Annotated in this window: 5 protein-coding genes (1 of these 5 running past the window's edge); 2 read left to right on the forward strand and 3 right to left on the reverse strand. The window is 58.5% G+C overall.

From position 1 onward, the window contains the following. The 3 genes from K227x_RS24285 to K227x_RS24295 form a co-directional block, all read right to left on the reverse strand. Positions 1-13,689, reverse strand: partial view of a CARDB domain-containing protein gene (locus K227x_RS24285; RefSeq protein ID WP_145174027.1) — the 5' end (the start) only. The gene continues 21,255 nt to the left of window position 1, outside the view; 13,689 of the gene's 34,944 nt are visible here — the first part of the coding sequence; the start codon lies at positions 13,687-13,689; its stop codon lies off the left edge, out of view. Positions 13,690-13,967: 278 nt separating this feature from the next. Further along, positions 13,968-14,969 (reverse strand): 2-amino-4-hydroxy-6-hydroxymethyldihydropteridine diphosphokinase, encoded by a 1,002-nt coding sequence (gene folK, locus K227x_RS24290; RefSeq protein ID WP_145174031.1) that lies wholly within the window; start codon positions 14,967-14,969, stop codon positions 13,968-13,970. Continuing rightward, positions 14,966-15,361 (reverse strand): ArsR/SmtB family transcription factor, encoded by a 396-nt coding sequence (locus tag K227x_RS24295; protein ID WP_145174033.1) that lies wholly within the window; start codon positions 15,359-15,361, stop codon positions 14,966-14,968. The genes folK and K227x_RS24295 overlap by 4 nt, the downstream gene beginning before the upstream one ends. A gap of 150 nt (positions 15,362-15,511) precedes the next feature. Here K227x_RS24295 and K227x_RS24300 point away from each other — a divergent pair, with 150 nt between their 5' ends. Together K227x_RS24300 and K227x_RS24305 are read left to right on the forward strand one after the other, a co-directional pair. Continuing rightward, on the forward strand, positions 15,512-16,219 hold the full coding sequence (locus K227x_RS24300; protein WP_145174036.1) for a CPBP family intramembrane glutamic endopeptidase: 708 nt from the start codon (positions 15,512-15,514) through the stop codon (positions 16,217-16,219). Positions 16,220-16,266: 47 nt separating this feature from the next. Continuing rightward, positions 16,267-18,714, forward strand: a complete 2,448-nt coding sequence (locus K227x_RS24305) for a PSD1 and planctomycete cytochrome C domain-containing protein (protein WP_218933492.1) — start codon at positions 16,267-16,269, stop codon at positions 18,712-18,714. Positions 18,715-18,741 lie beyond the last annotated feature (27 nt).

An 18,741-nucleotide genomic window follows, 5' to 3' on the forward strand; every position in this document is an offset into this window, starting at 1 on the left:
AAAGGAGGTCGGGTTGGGCAGTCCCAAGTCGTATTTTTCAAACAGGGGAACGGAGCCGCCCGCATGGACATCCGCGGTATGTCCGAAGTAGCCGCGTAGCTTTTCGACCAGATCCCCCAATGTTTTTTGTGCCTCATCCAAATCCGCCGCCGCGGTGTCGATGATTCCCGATCCGGAATCGCCTGCCAACAGTCCCCCCAGCGCACTGAAGAACAGATTGACGTTGTCCGATGTTGGCGTAGCCGTCGGTGGCGTGTCCTCGGCACGCAACAACCCGACATCGGCCAGCGCCGACAAAAACAGATTGGCAAACGCGTCCCCGTCGCCTGCGATGGAAACCAGAGACGCAGGCGCAGTGGCATCGGCCAAGATCGCATCGCGAAGCCGGGCCGCTTCCCCGAGTTGATAGTCGACGTATTGGGCGCTGGTCAGCGGCGTCGCCGACGCTGTGACATAGAAATCGAACGCCAAGTCCTCCAGATCAAACGGGCTTAGTTCCTGCAGGAAATTTGGATTTTCTTCCAACTCTTCTCGCAGTCCCGGATAGACGGTCACAAGTCCGCCCAGCTCGGTCACGCCACTAGCAGGCAAATCGAACGCCACCGCCCGCGCCGTCAAAACCCCATCAAGGTTTAGCTCGGGCGTGATCCCGGACGTGTCGTACGTCGAAATGGAATCGAACAGAGGCGATATGGTTCCGGCATCACCGCGCACTCCGGTCGTGAATTCGAGCGCTTCGCCGCGAATCAGACCCGACGTGTTTTCGATATTGGGAAACGCGTACTCGATGATCGTGTACGGCGTATCCACGTTGGAAAAGTTCTGAACGGCAACGCCATAGGCACCGCTTTCACCTAGCCCGACCAAACTTGGGCCTCCGACGCCCACGTTGACTTCCAACGGGTCTGCGGATTCCACTTGGAAACGGTAGGGATCCACTGCAAGGCGACCATCGGGGTGCAGCACTTGGACGTCGTACAACCCGTGCGGCGCGTCACGCAAATCGAAGACGGCAATGATTTTGGTCGCGTCGACCCGAGTGACCGCCACCGGTGCGAACTCGGCATAGGTCGGACGCACCAAACGCACCGCTGCCTGGGCAGGGAACTCGGCTCCCGTGATCGTCACGGTGACGTATCGGTCGTCGCCGCCTGCATCGGGCGTGACGCCAGTGATACCGAACGGAATACGGCTCGCCGTCATCTCGACGGGATACTCGCTGCGCGTTCGCGGATCGTAAGTTTCGTCTTCCAAATCAATGCGAATGCCGGCGCGAGCCAGAATGAAATAGCGCCCGCCCAGCGTTTCCGGAATGACCAGCGTTTGATCGGCCTTCAAATAGCCTTGATAAGCGGCGTCAAAGTCGAACGGCTTCGGCAACGCTTCGTGCTTGGCATACAGTTCATGCGATCCAACGTTCGTCGTGCTATCCAAGCCGACGCGGATCGTTTGACCGGGCGAAGTATCAAGTTGGAATAGTCGCGAAACACCAACGGCCAACTGATCGGCGAGCGGAATGTCCAATCGCAACAACGGCACCGTCACGTTGATCGCATCGGCCGATGGCAAATCGTTGTTGCGATTATTTTCGCCTTCAAAAACATCATCAAAGATGTCCGTGCGAACGATGATGCGGTAGTCGCCCGGCAACGTCGCGGGGATTTCGAAATCGAGAGATGACGAATAGGTCTCGCCGGGATTGAGCGTGCGGATGCCAATGGGGTCGATGCGTCCAAGCAGCAGGTCGCCGACGTCCCAGACGTTGTCAGCGGACAAGTAAACCGCGTCGGCAATTCGGGCGCGGGCTCGTTCTTCACCCGTGTTCTGTACCGTCCAGCTGACCGAGGAAATGTCGCCGACCTGTCCCGAGGCGGCGGTCGAAACATCGATGACCTGCAAATCAGACGGCGGCGGCAAAACGATCAGCATCGGCGTTTCGCTGATGATGATGTTGTTGGTTTCGTTCGACTCAAGCACTTCGCCGTCTGGCCGTGACGATCGCGGCACATCGGTGGCAACGATCACGTAGTAATCGCCGACGAGCCCACGCGGCACGCGGACGGTTTGAGTGATCGAACCGGTCTCGCTTGCCGAAAGCGGATCCGTTCGCTTGATTTCCCGAACGTAATGGTCGCTGGAAACGTCCAAGAAACGATCTCGCGAGAGGTAGACGCGATCGTAGTAGGGCGTCTGCCGATCCGGTACGGCGCCGCCATCGTTGCTATAGACGTAGGTGAACGTGAAATCGTCGCCGACATCAACGCTGGCCGTGTGAGTCAGCGAGTCGATGACCAGATCCGGTGCTGGAACAAAATTGACATCCAGCGGCACCGAAACTTGGTTGTTGCCTTCGCCATCGAACTCCAGCACAGCGTCAGCGACTTGACGAGACCGCGTCGGCCCTGTGGTTGCCGGATAGGGCAGTGGACGTCCATAGCCTCCACTACCGAAGGTCGCATCGACGAACGCGATCAAGTTGAAGTCGCCGCCAATGTTGTCAGGCACTCGGACCGGAAAACTGACTTCGTAGCTATCACCGATTGCCAGCACCTCGCGATGCCGCAGCTTGCCCAGTTCGATATCGTAGGCATCCGTCGACGTATCGACCGACAAGAAAACGCGGTCCGTCCAATCATCGACACGAGTCGCTCGCGTGCCCGTGTTGGTCACGGTGAACGAAACCGTCAACAAACTGCCGCTGTCTGGATCCACCGGCACAGCCGTCAGTCCACTGATCGTCAGATCGGCTTCGGCGTACTCGATCGCGATCGGGTTGCTAACTTTGAAGTTGTTGTCTTTGTTGCCGTCTTCCCACGGTTTGTCTTCGAGGGCATCGACCCAACCGGGCCACGCACTGGGGCTCCAACGATTCAGGATAGGGTTGCGACTTCGACTGAGCCCGATGTTCGTGAAGACGTGCGCGTACCAAGTCCCGCTGCTGCCCGGCGGCGACGACACCACCAGGCTGTCCGTGTAGGTTTCCCCGGGGCCGACGGGCCCGTCGAAAACGTGGACCTTCGAACCCACGTACACATCACGACTGGGGTCGTAGACTTCGTCTTTGGAAAGGAAGACGTACTGGCGAACCGAATCGGTGTCGGCTGCAGTCGCGAAGTCGCCTTCGTTTCGGACGGTCCATCGAACCGTGATCGGTTCGCCCGATTGGCTGGTCGGTGTTGCGGTGACTTCTTCGACCACAAGATCGGTCAATGCGTCGGTGACGGAAACCGCGGTGCTGCCGACGTTGTTGTCGGTAAACGGACCTTCGTAGACTTCTTCTAACCTGTTGGTGGGACCGGCCAGGATTGCGCGCAACTCCGCTTGCGAGAACTTTTGCAAGTCGCTGATCTTCGTCTGGCCAATCGGTTTTCCCGTGGCGGCTTCGACTCGCTGCAAGACCGCTTTGACTTCATCCAAAAACTTGTCTTCATCGGTCAGCGCGATGCGAGGATCGACGTTGGTGCGCACCAAGATGTGCTGGCCGCGAGCCGTCGGCGGCAGCGTGAATTCGGCTTCCTGGGAATACGATTGGCCCGGTTGCAGTCGGCCTGAATGCGGCAGGGCGAAGACCAATTGATCACTGCTGTCGAAGATGTCGTCTTCCGAGACATAGATCGCGTCGGCCCACGAATCACGATCCGTCGCGGCGGTACCGATATTATCGACCGTCCATGTCAGCGACAGCTTTTCGCCGCCGATGATCGGGATCGCGTTGCCACCGGTGTCGGTCGGAACCGTCACCGTCGAAACGCGCAAGTCGGCCGGCGGCGTCAGCAACACGTTCAATGGCGTACTGCCGTAATTGGAACCATCCAGATCGTTGGGGGCATCGGGGTTCACATTCGACGCAAAGGACGCTTCGTAGACGCGGCCATACCCATCGGCATAAACCGTCAAGAAATATTGGCCGGTCAAACCCGCAGGAATACGCACGGTGGTCTCGGCTTCGTAGCTGTCGCCAATTTCCAGTACACCGCTGTGGCGATAGGTGCCGACCAAGCGGTCACCGCGTCCCGGTTTCGGTCCGTCCGTGCCCAACGTCAACCAAATTTGATCAGTCCACGATCCTGGATCGGTGGGCCCGGACCCCAAATTCGAAACACCGTAGCGAACGGTAAAGGACGAATCGTCAAAGGTATCCCCTGGTCCTTGGATCGACGTCACGACCAAGTCAGGCGGTGGCACCGGATTGGCATCAATGGCGACGGCCGCCGCGGCGCGGTTGTTATTCTCGCTGGGGAATTCGTCAACAGCACCCCGCGCATCGGTCTCGACCAATACGAACCAAGTTCCCGAGATTGCTCGCGGGATCAAGAAACTGGCCGTCGTCACGTACTCAGTCGACAAACCATTGGGCGATCCCGGGAACCCAAGCGCCGATCCGTTATTGAGTTCACCCAACAACAGTGCGCCCGACGTGCTGCTGGACGACGACGAGAGCCAAACGCGATCCTTCCAACGGCTGCCGGCCGACGGCGTATCCGCGGTACCGAGGTTGCGCACACGAAATTCGACCGGCAAAATCGTTCCGGCGGTGATCGCCTGCGAGTATTCGCTTTGCACGGTCACCTGCAGGTCGGCCCGTGGCTTCAAGTTGATTTGAAACGAGTCCGTGAATCCCGTGTTCAGAACATTGTCGGTTTCAAAAATGATATCGTCGGTGTCGGTTTCGACAAAGAATTGAAATTGGCCGGATGTCCGCGGCAACAGCACCACTTCGGTGCGTGTGATCGATTTACCCGCTTCGATGGGTTCATCAACCGCGTACTTTCCGAACTGATAGGTTTCGCTGCTGCCAGTTGATTTCAAATACAGTTTGTCTCGCCAACCGGTTTCCGTCGTCTCGCCTTCGTTCTTGATCGTCCAAGTCACTTCGACCTGGGTGCCATCGTTGAATTCGGTCGCACCGCCGACGGAGACGTTGGTCACCACCAAATCGGCATTGGGTGGTGGTACCAGGAAAACATCGATCGCTTCGCTGCGGCCTTGATTGCCACCGCCCCCATCTGCCGTTGGCAGGTTCGAACCGTAGATGAACTCGTTCGGCCCACCGGTACGAACGAAAACGTATTGCAGGCCGCCGGTCGTTCGCGGCAGCACGAAATGATCGGTCCGCGAGTACGAACCGCCCAGCGACAAAGCGCCACCGCGAGTGCTGCTGCCGATCAGCTTCAGTCCACTTGCGCCACTAGGATCGGACGAAATGTAAACGTAGTCCGTCCAAGCATCTCGGTCGGTCGTGGCGATACCACGGTCGGCGTTGTTGCGAACCGTCCAACTGATTTGAATCGGTTGCCCGGAAACCGGATCGCCCGCGGTCGTGACCGAATCAACGACCAGGTCGCTATAGGGCGTCCGCGACACGTCCACGAAATGATCGGGCGAACCGACGTTGGACGCATCGTCGGCAAGCTCGTAGACGGCGTCGCCGGAATCCGTTTGCACAAACAGCGTGAAGCGGCCATTGGTTCGATTGGCCAACTGCACGATTTCAGTTCGCGCGTACTCGGCGCCGACGGGTACCGCGCCGGTATGCGTGTATGTGCCCAGCACAATGTCGTCGGCGTCACCAAAGATATCGTCCGTCGACAAGATCACGCGATCCGTCCAGACATTGACTCGGCCAACCCCCGCCCCGACGTTCTTCACCGTCCAGGAAACCGTCAAATCAACCGGATCACCCACCAACACATCCGCAGCAGTGACCTGAGTCACGGTCAGGTCCGCGTAAGGGAACAACGAAATTTCGACGGCATCACTAGCGGCTGGCGGGGTGGCTTCGCCAGCGCCTTCGTTGACGTCATTGTTCGCATCGGTGACGACGACGAAATGGTAGTCGCCCGAGACGGACTCGGGCAAACGCACCGACACCGATCGGGCGATCGAACCGCCAATGGCTAAGTCGTCGCTGGTCATTAGTTCGCCCAGTCGGACGTCGTCGTTCGAAAAGGCATCGTCGGACGAAAGGTAGACCGCATCAGTCCAGTCGGACGTGGCTGCTTTATCGCCGTCGTTGGCAATCGTCCAATTGACGGTGACCAATTCACCGCTGGTCGGCGTTTGGCCGGCCGCCAACGCGACACCGCTGGCAATCAAGTCGGGCAGCGGCGCGGTGCTGATCGCGATCGATGCTGTCGATGACGTCGTATTATTCCCCTCTGCGGTCGGCTCGACGACACGATTGGTTGCGTCGGTCTGCACAATCGCAAAGTAGTTGCCTTCGGCAACCGACGCGGGCACGACGAAACTACTGGTCATCGTGTAGGACGCATTGGAACCCAACGAACTGCTGCGAGTCACGCTACCCAACAAGATGTCGCCACCGAGGTCGGTGTCACTGGACAGGTAGACGCGATCAACCCAACTGGTCGCGATCGTCGTCGCGGTACCGTCGTTCCGAACTCGCCAAGTCACATCGATGGTGTCACCGATAAAGCCAGTGATCGGGACCGTGATCGCGTCGACGATCAGGTCGGCCGGCGGGTCCGCAAGAGCGATCTTGATCGGTGCGATCGTCGTGTTATTGGCATCGTCGATTTCGAACACTTTGTTCGACGAATCGGTGCGAACCAAAACGAAGTAGTCGTCTTGAATGCCAAACGGAATCGCCGCATCCAAGGTCGCAGTATAATTTGCACCGGCTGACAAAGCGGTGTCATGAACGACCGTCCCAAGCAGGATATCATCCGAGTTTCCGTACACACGATCCTGTGAAAGGACCACGCGGTCGGTCCAGGGATGCCCGGCTGCTGCGTCACCTGTGTTTTGGACCGTCCACGAAACCGCGACGATGTCGCCATTCTTGGCGGCGGCCGGAACAACGGAGGATGCGAACGATAGGTCCGGGGCTTCGAAGGTCACCGTCGCGATGAACGTGTCCTCGATCGCCTCGCCAAAGATGCCGTCACCGTCCTGGTTCATCGCGTTGCCCGACGGATCCAGGATGTCAGGCCCGATGATCAACGTGTATTCGCCCAGTGTGGTTTGAGTCCCGAATGACACACGAACCTTGTTCATGTCCATGCCAACCACTTGGCTAACAGGAACCACGCCGTTGGGACCGGTCATCGTGATATCTTGCGGTGTAAACGTCGCAAGGTTGATGTCCTCGTCGAACACGATGTCAATGAATGTGTAGGGCCGCGTGACGAAGTCGGGTGTGTACGAAACGACCTTGGGTCCACCGGAATCGATTTTGAACGAACTTGTGAAAACGTCCTGAACAGCTTCGCCTGCGTTCCCGTCCTGATCTTGGTCCATCAACGTGCCTGCGATGTCGGTCAGGTTCGGCCCAATCGCGACCGTGTAGTCACCGGAAGTGGCTAGAGGCAAAAACGACAAGGTGTAGGTCAGGGTGCCGTCAAAGGTGATGCCGGTAACCGGGACGTTTCCATCGGGGCCCGTGATGACCACATCGGCCGAAGTAAAACTGGCCATGTCGATTGCTTCACTGAACTTGACGTTGACCGACGACAGCGGCGCAGGGTTCACGCCACGCGGTGTGAAAGCGGAAACGAACGGACCAGCACCGACGACCGTTAACTGACTCTCGTAACGGTCCGCGACTTCGCCGGGGACCGCATCCCCGTCGCTATCCATTAGCGTGCCGCCAACGTCGGCAATCCCCGGCCCCACGATGATGCTGTAGACGCCATCCGCAGTGCTGCGAGTCAGATGAATGCGGTAGGTGGTGTCATTGATCCGTTCAATACCGGTGGGAGTGACCAATCCAGCCGGACCGGTGATTCGAACATCACCGGTCGAAAAACTGCCCTGGTCAATCGGCACGTTGAACGTGACCAATAGCGACTCCCAAGCACCGACTTGTGTCCCGGTTGGATCTTGAGAAACAATCCGCAGTGGTTGCCGATCCACGGTGATCGTGCTGACGTAGACGTCCGAGGCTTCGCCACCGACCCCGTTGGTGTTTTGATCATGCAGGTTGCCCGAAGTATCGCGGGCGACCGGTTGGATACGCAGTTCGTAGTCACCATCAATCGGTTGTGGTGGGAAGTGGATTCGAAATGTGGTGTTGGTGTCATCCTGCGGTTCGACACTCAGAATTGGAATCGGACTGGTTGGCAGAACGGGACTGGTCGTCACCGCCAGCCCATCCTCGCTGCCGATCAGTTTAAAGGTGTCGGCATCGAACGTTGCCACTTCGCCTTCGATCGCCGACAGTTCGAACCCCGCAGACCCCGTCAGTTCAAAGAACACCAGTCGCAGTGGATATTCGCCGGCGGCCGCAAAATCGAAGGTGACCAAATCGGTCGCAAAAGTTCGCCCGGTGGGGTGGTGAGCATAAAAGTCGCCAATCGAAAGCGAGTATCCGTCATCGCTTCCGATCGCAAAGGTCCATTGGCCCGCCGTCGGTATCACCACATTGGCAGTGGCTTCCCACGCCAAATAGCTGCCCTGGTTCTCAGGATCTAGCGGCAGAACACGGTCACCGGCAAAGGATCCGCCAACCGCTCCGTAGTTGATGGTCGGAACAATCTCGCTCGCACGTCGTCCGGCCGCGCGATCATCGGCAAGCAAAGCTTCCGCGTGATCCAGATTGGCGAACGTGCCCGGCGAATCGATCCCGCGCACCTTCCATCCGTCCAGGATCGCATCCGGGTTGTAGGTTGAAAGAGCGGCCAAGGTTGCTTCGTCAATCAAATCGATCGCACCAGCTGTCAACGTCGCTGGGTCAATCGGTTCATTGAACGTGACCGTGATCGAGGTCAGCACAGACGATGTCGTCCCCGCGGGCGACTGAGAGACAATCTGCGGGCCCGATCGGTCGACGTTAAACACACCATGGAAAACATCGTCCCCCGGTTCGCCGGCGATACCATCCAGGTCTTGATCCATCGCAATCCCAGCGGTCCCCAAGATCGCTGGCCCAACCGCAAGCGTGTAATCGCCCGCGTTGACCAGTGCGTCCGATAGTGTCACCTGGATCGTACGGTCGTTGATGGCGACGACCGATTCGATCCCAACCAAGTCCGGCCCACTGATCGATAGATCGTCGACGTCGACAGAATCAGACAGGATCGGCGAATCGAAAGTGACCTGCAATCGTTCGGGAGGCGAAACCAGATCGACCGAACCATTGTCGCGCAAGGATAGAATTCCAGCATCACTGACGCTGCCTTCGATGATCGATATTTCGTCAATCAATCCCGTTAACGATGTGGCGCCGACGTAGGCATTGCCGCCGATGCTGACCCCCGCCCCACTGGGTGAATACGGAACAGGTATCTCCATGCTGCCGCGCAGCACGCCGTCGATGTACAAATTGAGTTTCGTTCCGCGATAAGTGGCCGCGACGTGAGTCCAGGTGTCGGGCGTTGCAGCGATGCCGCTGTCGACGATCCCGTAGTACGTGTTGGCGACATAGTTACCATCCTGGATAAAGATCGCCCAATCAGCGAACGAGTTTGTGATCCCAGCAATACTGATCCGTCCCGATGCGGGCACTTCGGCCGGATTCACCCACGCGGCGATCGTCCATTCGCCAACCGGTGCCCAGGCTCCCAAATCGATTCGATTGCTGCCATCGAAGCGGAACGAATTGCCGCCAATCCGACCGGGACCATAGGAAACGAATCCTACCGATTTGCCGTCGCGGGTGCCGGATTCGTCAGATGCGTTTCGATCGGCCTGATAGCGATGATGGGTCGCAACCGGCCGAGGATCCAAACGTTTGATTTCGATCGCTCGAGGTCCCAGCGGACGTGGTGGGACCGACAGGAATGAACCGTAATCAACGTAATCACCCACCGGTGTGCCCAGCGGGTTGTCGTTGACAAATCCATCGGCACCCGACGCGTCATGAGGCCCGCCCGGATGTCCCCAATAGTTGCCGGTCAGATTCGCCGCGGATCGATCCGAACCAAGCTGGTCAGCACCAAAAGAAGTCTGACCCACGAAACTGCTGCCGGTAACCGTCGCGCTGGATCCACTGTCAATCAGAATCCCCTCGGGACTGCCGATGAAATCAGAATCCGTAATCGTTACGTTGCCATCATCGACATGCACGCCCTGTGCATCAACATTGATTACCCGCAATCGATTCAGTTCGACGTTGGCCCCACTGGCGATACGAACGCCACGATTGTTCGACGATGCAACCGTGGTATCGGCCACCAATGCATCGGCGCGCATCTCAATCGCCGCAACGCGGTTGCCATTATCGGGGCCGGAAGTCGACCCCGCATAGCGAACCTCGACATGCGACAGCACCGATTCATCGGTCCCCAAATAAATCGATTCCCAATTCCCTGGGACGGGCGATGTGGCATCTGCATTCGCATTGGAATCACCACCCACCGTGTCATCGTGCATTGACGTGAACATGATTGGCGCATCGGCGGTCCCTTGGGCTTTTAGAATCCCTGGACCGGCGCTGATATACTGGGCCGTAGCGACCTTGATCACACTGCCCGGAACGATGGTTAACGTTGCCGGGACGCCTTCCAATGCGTCAATATTTACATCATTGACCAAGTGAACCGGCAAACCGTCAAAGTCCCAGGTTCGATCTGTCTTCAAGGTTCCGCCGGCCAATTGCACATGATTGCCACCAGCATTGCCGCGGACCGTGACACCGTCATAGATCGGATCGGCCGCGAAGGCTTGACGGATCGCAAATGCGTCGCTGTCGGTGATCACCACGTTCTGCAGGGTCGCAGATCCGGATTGAAGGTCAATCCCGATGAAATCGTTATGAGAGATACGAACGTTGCTGAGCGACGGACTTGCAGACACTACTACCGCACCGATGCTGTCGCCGTTATTCGGTCCGGAGGTCGAACCGGCATAGCGGACTTCGACATGGGACAACACCGATTCATCCGTCGCCAAGTAGATCGATTCCCAATCCCCTGGGACGGGCGATGTGGCATCTGCATTTGCGTTGGAATCGCCCCCCACCGTGTCATCGTGAATCGACGTGAACATGATCGGTGCATCGGCGGTCCCTTGGGCTTTTAAAATCCCTGGACCGGCGTCGATATACTGGGCCGTACCAACCTTGATCACACTGCCGGGAACAATCGTCAACGTTGCCGGGACATCATCGGTTGCCCCAATACTAAGGTTGCTGGTCAAATGAACCGGCAAGCCACCGAAGTCCCAGGTGCGATCCGTTCTCAGCGTGCCACCGGCCAACTGCACATGGTTGCCGCCAAGGTTGTTGTTAGCGGTGACACCGTCATAAGTTGGGTCAGAATCAAACGCCTGCCGAATCGCAATCGAATCACTATCGGTGATCACAATGTTTTGAAGGGTTGAATTTCCAGCAGTAATATCGATCCCGATGAAGTTGCTGTCGGAAACCCGAACATTGCCCAGCGATGGACTGGCGAAAATTTTAATCGCACCGACGCTGTTGCCGTTATCCGGACCGGCAAGCGAACCTGCATAGCGAACTTCGACATTCGATAGCACCGAATCATCGGACCCCAGGTAGATCGTTTCCCAGTTGCCAGGCACCGGCTGAGTGGCATCCCCATTCGCGTTCGAGTCGCCGCCGACGGTGTCATCATGCAACGAAGTAAACACGATCGGCGCGTCGACCGTCCCCTGGGCTTTCAAGATCCCTGGGTCGGCGCCGATATACTGGGCCGCACCAACCTTGATCACACTGCCGGGAACAATCGTCAACGTTGCTGGGACACCATCGGTTACCCCGATATCAAGGTTGCTAGTCAAGTGGACCGGCAAGCCATCGAAGTCCCAGGTACGATCGGTTTTCAGAGTTCCGCCGGCCAACAGCACATGATTGCCACCGGCATTGTTGATGGCCGTGACGCCATCGTAGATGGGATCGGCAGCGAAAGCCTGCCGAATGGCGAATGCATCGCTATCAGCAATCACCACGTCATGAAAACGTGGAATGCCTGATACAATATCGATTCCGATGAAATTGCTATCGACGATGCGAACATCGTCCAGCGATGGACTAGCGAAAATCTTTACCGCGGCCACGCTGTTGCCGTTGTTGGGACCGGCCAGCGAACCTGCATAGCGAACTTCGATGTTCGACAGCACGGATTCGTCCGTCCCCAGATAGATCGACTCCCAATTGCCCGGAACTGGCGAAGTGGCATCGCCATCTGCATTCGAATCACCGCCGACCGTGTCGTCTTGCAGTGAAGTAAAAACGATGGGTGCATCGGGCGTGCCTTGGGCCTTCAGGATCCCCGGGTCGGCGCTAATGAATTGAGCGTTTGCCACTTTGATGATGCTGCCGGGAACGATCGTCAACGTCGCTGGCGTCCCATCCAGTTGGCTGATCCGAACGTCACCGGTCAAGTGGACCGGCAGCCCATCAAAGTCCCAAGTTCGGTCGGCGTACAGAGTGCCGCCGGCCAACTGCACATGATTTCCGCCGGCGTTGTTCACCGCGGTGACGCCATCGTAGGTTGGATCAGAGCTAAAGGCCTGACGAATGGCGAAGGCATCACTGTCAGAGATCACCACGTTTTGAAACGTCGGATCCCCCGATTCGATATCGATCCCAATGAAATCACTGTTTGAAATTCGAACGTTACGAAGCGATGGACTTGCCTTGATTTCCACCGCACCAAGGCTGTCGCCATTGTTGGGACCGGAGGTCGAACCGGCATAGCGCACCTCGACGTTGTCCAGTACCGATTCGTCAGACCACAGATAGATCGATTCCCAATTGCCGGGCACCGGCGCGCTAGCGTCCCCATCAGCATTCGAATCACCACCAACGGTATCATCATGAAGGGACGTGAACACAATCGGCGCATCGACGGTTCCCTGGGCATGCAAGATCCCCGGATTGGCACTGATCAGCTGCGCTTGGGCGACCTTGATCACGCTGCCGGGAACGACCGTCAAAGTCGCTGGCGTGCCGTCCAGGGAGCCAATGGTAACGTTGTTGGTCAGGTGAACCGGCAGCCCATCGAAGTCCCATGTGCGATCGGTTCGGATTGTACCGCCGGCCAACTGCACGTGATCGCCGCCAAGGTTGCCCTGGACGCTCACCGAGTCATAAGTTGGGTTGGCCACAAAGGCTTGGCGGATCGCAAACGCGTCGCTGTCGGTGATCCTGACGTTTTGCAAAGTCGGACTTCCGGATTCAATGTCGATTCCGACAAAGTTGCTGTTCGTGATCAGCACATCGGAAATCTGCGGCGACGCATTGGCACGAACCTCGACAGCCCCCACGCTGTTGCCATTGTTCGGGCTGGTAGTCGAACCGGCATACCGCACTTCGACGTGGGACAAAGTCGACGTGTCGCTTTCCAGATAAAGTGATTCCCATTGGCCCGGCACGGGAACGCCGCTGCCCGAACTGGACAAGCTTTCGCCAACGGTATCATCTTCCAGCGACGTGAAGATGATGGGATTTGCTGCGGTCCCGATCGCGTCCACCGTACCGATGCCTTTAAGCCAGCGGCTGGCTCGAAATTTGACGACCGTGCCCGGATCGATGGTCAGATTCACACCATCGGGAATGGTGACGTCGCCGGTGACTTCGACGGTGCCCGACCACGTGTCGTCCGCCATCAGCACGCCAGCGACCTCGCGTGCCAACAATTGCCGAACTTCTAGTCGTTCAATCTGAGAGCGCCGTCGGCGATGCCTGCGTCGGCCAACGGAGGTGGATGCAAGGGATGGCTTCGGAGCGGCGGATCGCCCGCGTCCAAGTTTCCAACTGGGCAACATCGATGTGGCTCATGACATAGGTGCATTCTGAATTGACATCTGCCACCCCAGACTGCCCCCCCGACCTGGAATCGCACGCCCCATGTTGAGGGGAAGGGGGGCCATATGCAACGAACGATTGGCAAATCTTTCGTAAATATCGGCACAACCCGCACCAGTGAACGCTAGGCCACCTGCCAGTAGAGAGGGGATCTGCGATCAGACAATCGGTCGATCCGATCGTTTCCGGCCCATCTGGCTTTGACTGGCTGGCATCCCGCACTGTGGGTCCCGCTGGTTCAGATCAGCTCGGTCCACCAAGCCCCATCGCTGGTCACCGGTTGGATCGGGCACTGCATCGACGCCAGCGCCGAAACGAGTTCAGAAACCGCCCAATCCATGTCGTCCACTTCCAAGCGGTATTCGGGCCAAGCCCAGCCCGACGGCCACATCTGGTGCGGCGCTGGCCACGCGGTATCGGGCGTGGATCGCTGGATCCGCGTCACCAAACGCGGGACCGCCGGATCAAGAACCCGGCCAGACACCCGGCCAGCGTTCGGATCAGCGTCAAGGTCGCCACCCACAGGCGTGCCGGGCAGCGCCGGGCCGATGCGAGGCAGCACCGGCACAAAGCTAGAAATCCATGGCACCGTCCTATCGGATCCCAGATCGATACCGGCATCGGGATCGGTAAAGACCGTGACGCCATGTTCGTCCGCCACACGCATGCACAGTTGGCGGCGGATCAGATCCTGGCCACCGACCAGGGCCAATGACGCTGCGGATTGCCCGAGATGATCCGACAATTGCTGGATCGTCCACCCGAACCGCGGGTCCCGATAGTGTGGGGCGACGTCACAAGCCGGTTGCAACACAAATTGCCTCGCGGTGTAGCGTGGATGTGGCACAACCAACCCTGTGCCTCCGCCGATCAATTCACCGTGCAGCACCACGTCCAGATCGATCGACCGGGCTCCCCACCGCTGCCGTCGTTGGCGGCCCAGCTGGTTTTCGGTTTCCTGCAAAAACGCCAACACCTGCCGCGCGGTCGCGTCGGTATCGAACGCCGCCACAGCGTTTAGAAACGGATCCTGGCCCTCGGGTCCACCGATCGGCGGCGTTTCAAACAGCCGGCTAGCGGCGAAATTCACCGTCAGCGGGCTGTCGGCCAAAATCCTAGCGGCCTCTGCGATGCTGTGACCGCGGTCGCCTAGATTGCTTCCGAAACTGATCAAACACTGAGACTTGCTTGGATCCCCCGATTCGGCGGACCAAGACGCAGGCGACGTAGGAAATGTCACGCCGGCAGCTCGGTGGAAGGCGGAATCGGCGGAGCGACCAAACGCAGGGTCAACACATTCGCATAGGCGGCGCAAACATCGCGGCGACAGGACAAAATCGCCATTTGCCCGTCGCGACGTGAATGGATCAAACCGGCCGCGACCAGTTCCTTCAAGTGGTGCGAGATCGTTGCCTGAGTCACCGGAAACTCGGCCACCAACGCCTTGCAAGGAATCTCTGTCCGTGCGGCAATGCAGTCCAAGATGGCAAATCGCTGAGGATCAGCCAGTGCTTTGGCGATCCGCTGACGCTGGTCATCGCTAAGATCCTCCGCAACGACGATCGCGTCGGCAGCAATTCCGTTTTTCGGGGCAGGCTGGAAGCCGCCGGGTGGGTCACACGGGTCGGTCATGCCACCAATTTAGCTGCCCGTCGACCGTTTGGTTAGCCGGTTTCGCCCAGGGTCTACATTCAGACCACCAAGTGCCACAATGGTGGCCCCGCCATCGGCCGTCTCCCCCCCCCCAATCTCAACTTCAAAAAATCAGGCAAAGCCACCCGCATGGACGACGAGCAACCCGAAATGCAATCGGCCAACGAAGTCTTCGTAACAACGGTGCTGTTCGAATCGGCGCTCGGCGTGCTCGCGATCCTGTTGGGCTGGGGATTGGGACCGGACGCCCGCGAGATGATCCCCGAGATTCACTGGTCCGCATTCGTCCCGGCCATCGACTGGGACGCCGTGATGCCGATCGCCAGCGGAATCGGATACGGTTTTTTGGCTGCATTCCCGATGTTGGCCGCGATCGAGGTCCTACGACGAATTCCATGGGAACCCGTCCGAGCCCTGGAACGGCTTAACGACGATGGCGCGGTCGCCGCGCTGTTGCAACTGCGGACGTCGGAAATGATCGTGATCAGCCTGTGCGCGGGAATCGGCGAAGAATTGCTGTTCCGCGGCTGGCTGATGTACTGGATCGCCGACGGCTGGACGATGGCGCAATCGGCGGACAGTTCGCCCACGGTTGCGATCGTGGCTGGCCTGATCGTGTCGTCGATCGCGTTTGGATTGGTGCATCCGTTGACCAAGCTGTACATCGCCGTGGCCGCGGTGATGGGCGTCTATTTCGGCGTCCTGCTGATGTATTCCGGCAATTTGCTGGTCCCGATCGTCGCCCATGCGACCTACGACGCCTTGCAGTTGATCATGACGGCCAGATCCGGCCGCCGAGAAAATTCAGAAAAGAACGGTCGCGTTGCCGCCTCATGATGGGCTACTCTATTAGGGTTCTCTGGCCTCCCTACGAGAATCCCTCCGTGAAGCACCCCACCGCTGCAGCCTGCCTAGCATCTTTTCTGTTCACCGCTGGATGGATCGCGACTGCCTGCCCATCGGCGATTGCCGAACCGACGACTAGCGCCACCGACGAACATTTGCGTTTCTTTGAATCGCGAATCCGTCCGCTATTGATCCGCCGTTGCTATGAATGCCATAGCGGCGAAGATCGGGAAGGCGGCCTTCGTCTGGACACGGCCAATTCACTGACCGCCGGCGGCGATAGCGGTCCAGCGGCGATTGCCGGGGATCCCGACGCCAGCCTGTTGGTCGCTGCGATTCGGTACGACGGACTGGAAATGCCGCCCGACGAACCACTGTCGGCCACTGAAAAAGGCGACATCGAACGCTGGATCCGCGATGGCGCCGCCTGGCCCATCCAAACCGAAGCGGGCCACGGCGAAACCGATCTCGACGATGCCCCATGGTGGGCGGCCGAACCGATCACACGCCCCGTGGTACCGGCACCGGTCCCCGGCGTCGATTCGCCAACTGCGATCGATCGATTTATCGACGCCCAATTGGATGCCCAGGGACTGCACCGTGCACCACACACCGATCGGCGCAGCCTGATTCGCCGGCTTTCCTATGACCTGCTGGGCGTGCCGCCGTCCCCCGACGCGATTCGTCAATTCGTCCAGGACCGTCGCCCCAACGCATACGCCCGACTGGTCGAATCGATGTTTGCCGACCCGGCCTACGGCACTCGCATGGGTCGCCTGTGGCTAGACCTGGTTCGCTATGCCGAATCCGACGGGTACCGTGCCGACGCGTATCGCCCACAGGCTTGGCGTTATCGAGACTTCGTTGTCGACGCGTTCAATTCAAAAATGCCCTACGACGAATTCGTGCAGTTGCAAATTGCCGGTGACGAAATCGCGCCCAACGACGACCGGGCGCTCGCCGCGGCCGGATTTTTGCGGCTTGGTATTTTCGAATACAACCAGCGGGATGCCGAAGGCCAGTGGGAGGTCATCGTTGACGAGATGACGGATGTCACCGCGGACGTCTTCCTGTCGACCGGACTGGCCTGTGCGAAATGTCACGACCACAAATTCGATCCGATCCCACGATCCGATTACTTTCGGTTTCGCAGCGTTTTTGAACCGGTTCTATTCGTCGACCGACAACAGCCACCCCCACCATCGCGCGAAGTCCAATCGTTATTGGATGAACTGCGGGCGGTTGAATCCGACACGCTTGAAAAGATGGGCGAAGCACAGGTCGATCGCTTTCCCGAAGAAGTGCAAGCGGCGTATCGAAAACCCGCGGCGAATCGCAACAGCTATGAACACCAATTGCATTACATCGTCGCCCGCCAAGTGGTCGAAGAAGCGTTGCAGGACGGCAAGATCAAGTCCGCGTTGGGCAAAGAACGATACGAACGCCGTGCCGAAATTCTTCGCCAATTGGACCAACGGGATGCCAACCCGTACGCACCTGCCGATCTGATTAGCGTCGTCGATGCCGAGGGCGAAATCCGGCCAACCCGGTTACCGGGCCGCAGCCAGGGCAAACAGTTTTCGCCTGGCGTGCCAGAAATTTTTGGTGGCCAGGACTTGGCCCCAACGCCACCGATCGACGCGCCATCGTCGACCGGCCGACGTTCCGCACTGGCGCGTTGGATCACCGATGCCCACAATCCGATCACCCCGCGAGTGATGGTCAATCGATTGTGGCAGTATCACTTTGGTCAAGGATTAGCGACTAGCCCGAATGACTTTGGTCGCTTGGGGCAACCGCCCAGCCATCCTGAACTGCTAGATCATTTGGCCAACCGATTGGTGGATTCGGGTTGGTCGATCGAAGCGATCCAGCGCGAACTGGTCACCAGCGCGACCTACCAACAATCTGCGATCCATCCCGACGCCGAATCCGCTCTTGCGATCGATGCATCCAACCGACTGCATTGGCATCGCACGGTTCGCCGATTGGATGCCGAGCAATATCGCGACACCCTGTTGGTTGCGATGGACAACTTGATCGATCAAATGAACGGTCCTGGTCCATCGGGTACCCAAGGCCGTCGTTCCATTTATATCCGACGATATCGCAATCGAACGGACGAAATGCTGGGGGCGTTGGACGCCCCGCCCGGCATCGTTGGAACCGCCAAACGCGATGTCACGACGACCGCTCCCCAGTCGTTGATGATGCTGAACAACGCCCGCATCCTGCACACCGCAGCTCAGTTTGCGTCTCGAGTTCGCAAGGACGTCCAAACGCCGCAGTCTGGTTCTTCCGACGGAGTCATCGCCGACGATTTCGCAGAGCAATTCATTGACCGGGCGCACCAGATCCTGACCGGATCCCCCGCCGATCCGGTCACAATCGAATTGCTTGGCCCGTTGGTGACCAGCGGCGAAACCGGTCAGGTCGATGCCTGTCACGTACTGCTAAACAGCAACGCATTCTTGTTCGTGGAATAGGCCCTTTCCGATGAAACCGAACCAATC

This window comes from Rubripirellula lacrimiformis, from assembly GCF_007741535.1.
Classification (GTDB): Bacteria; Planctomycetota; Planctomycetia; order Pirellulales; family Pirellulaceae; genus Rubripirellula; species Rubripirellula lacrimiformis.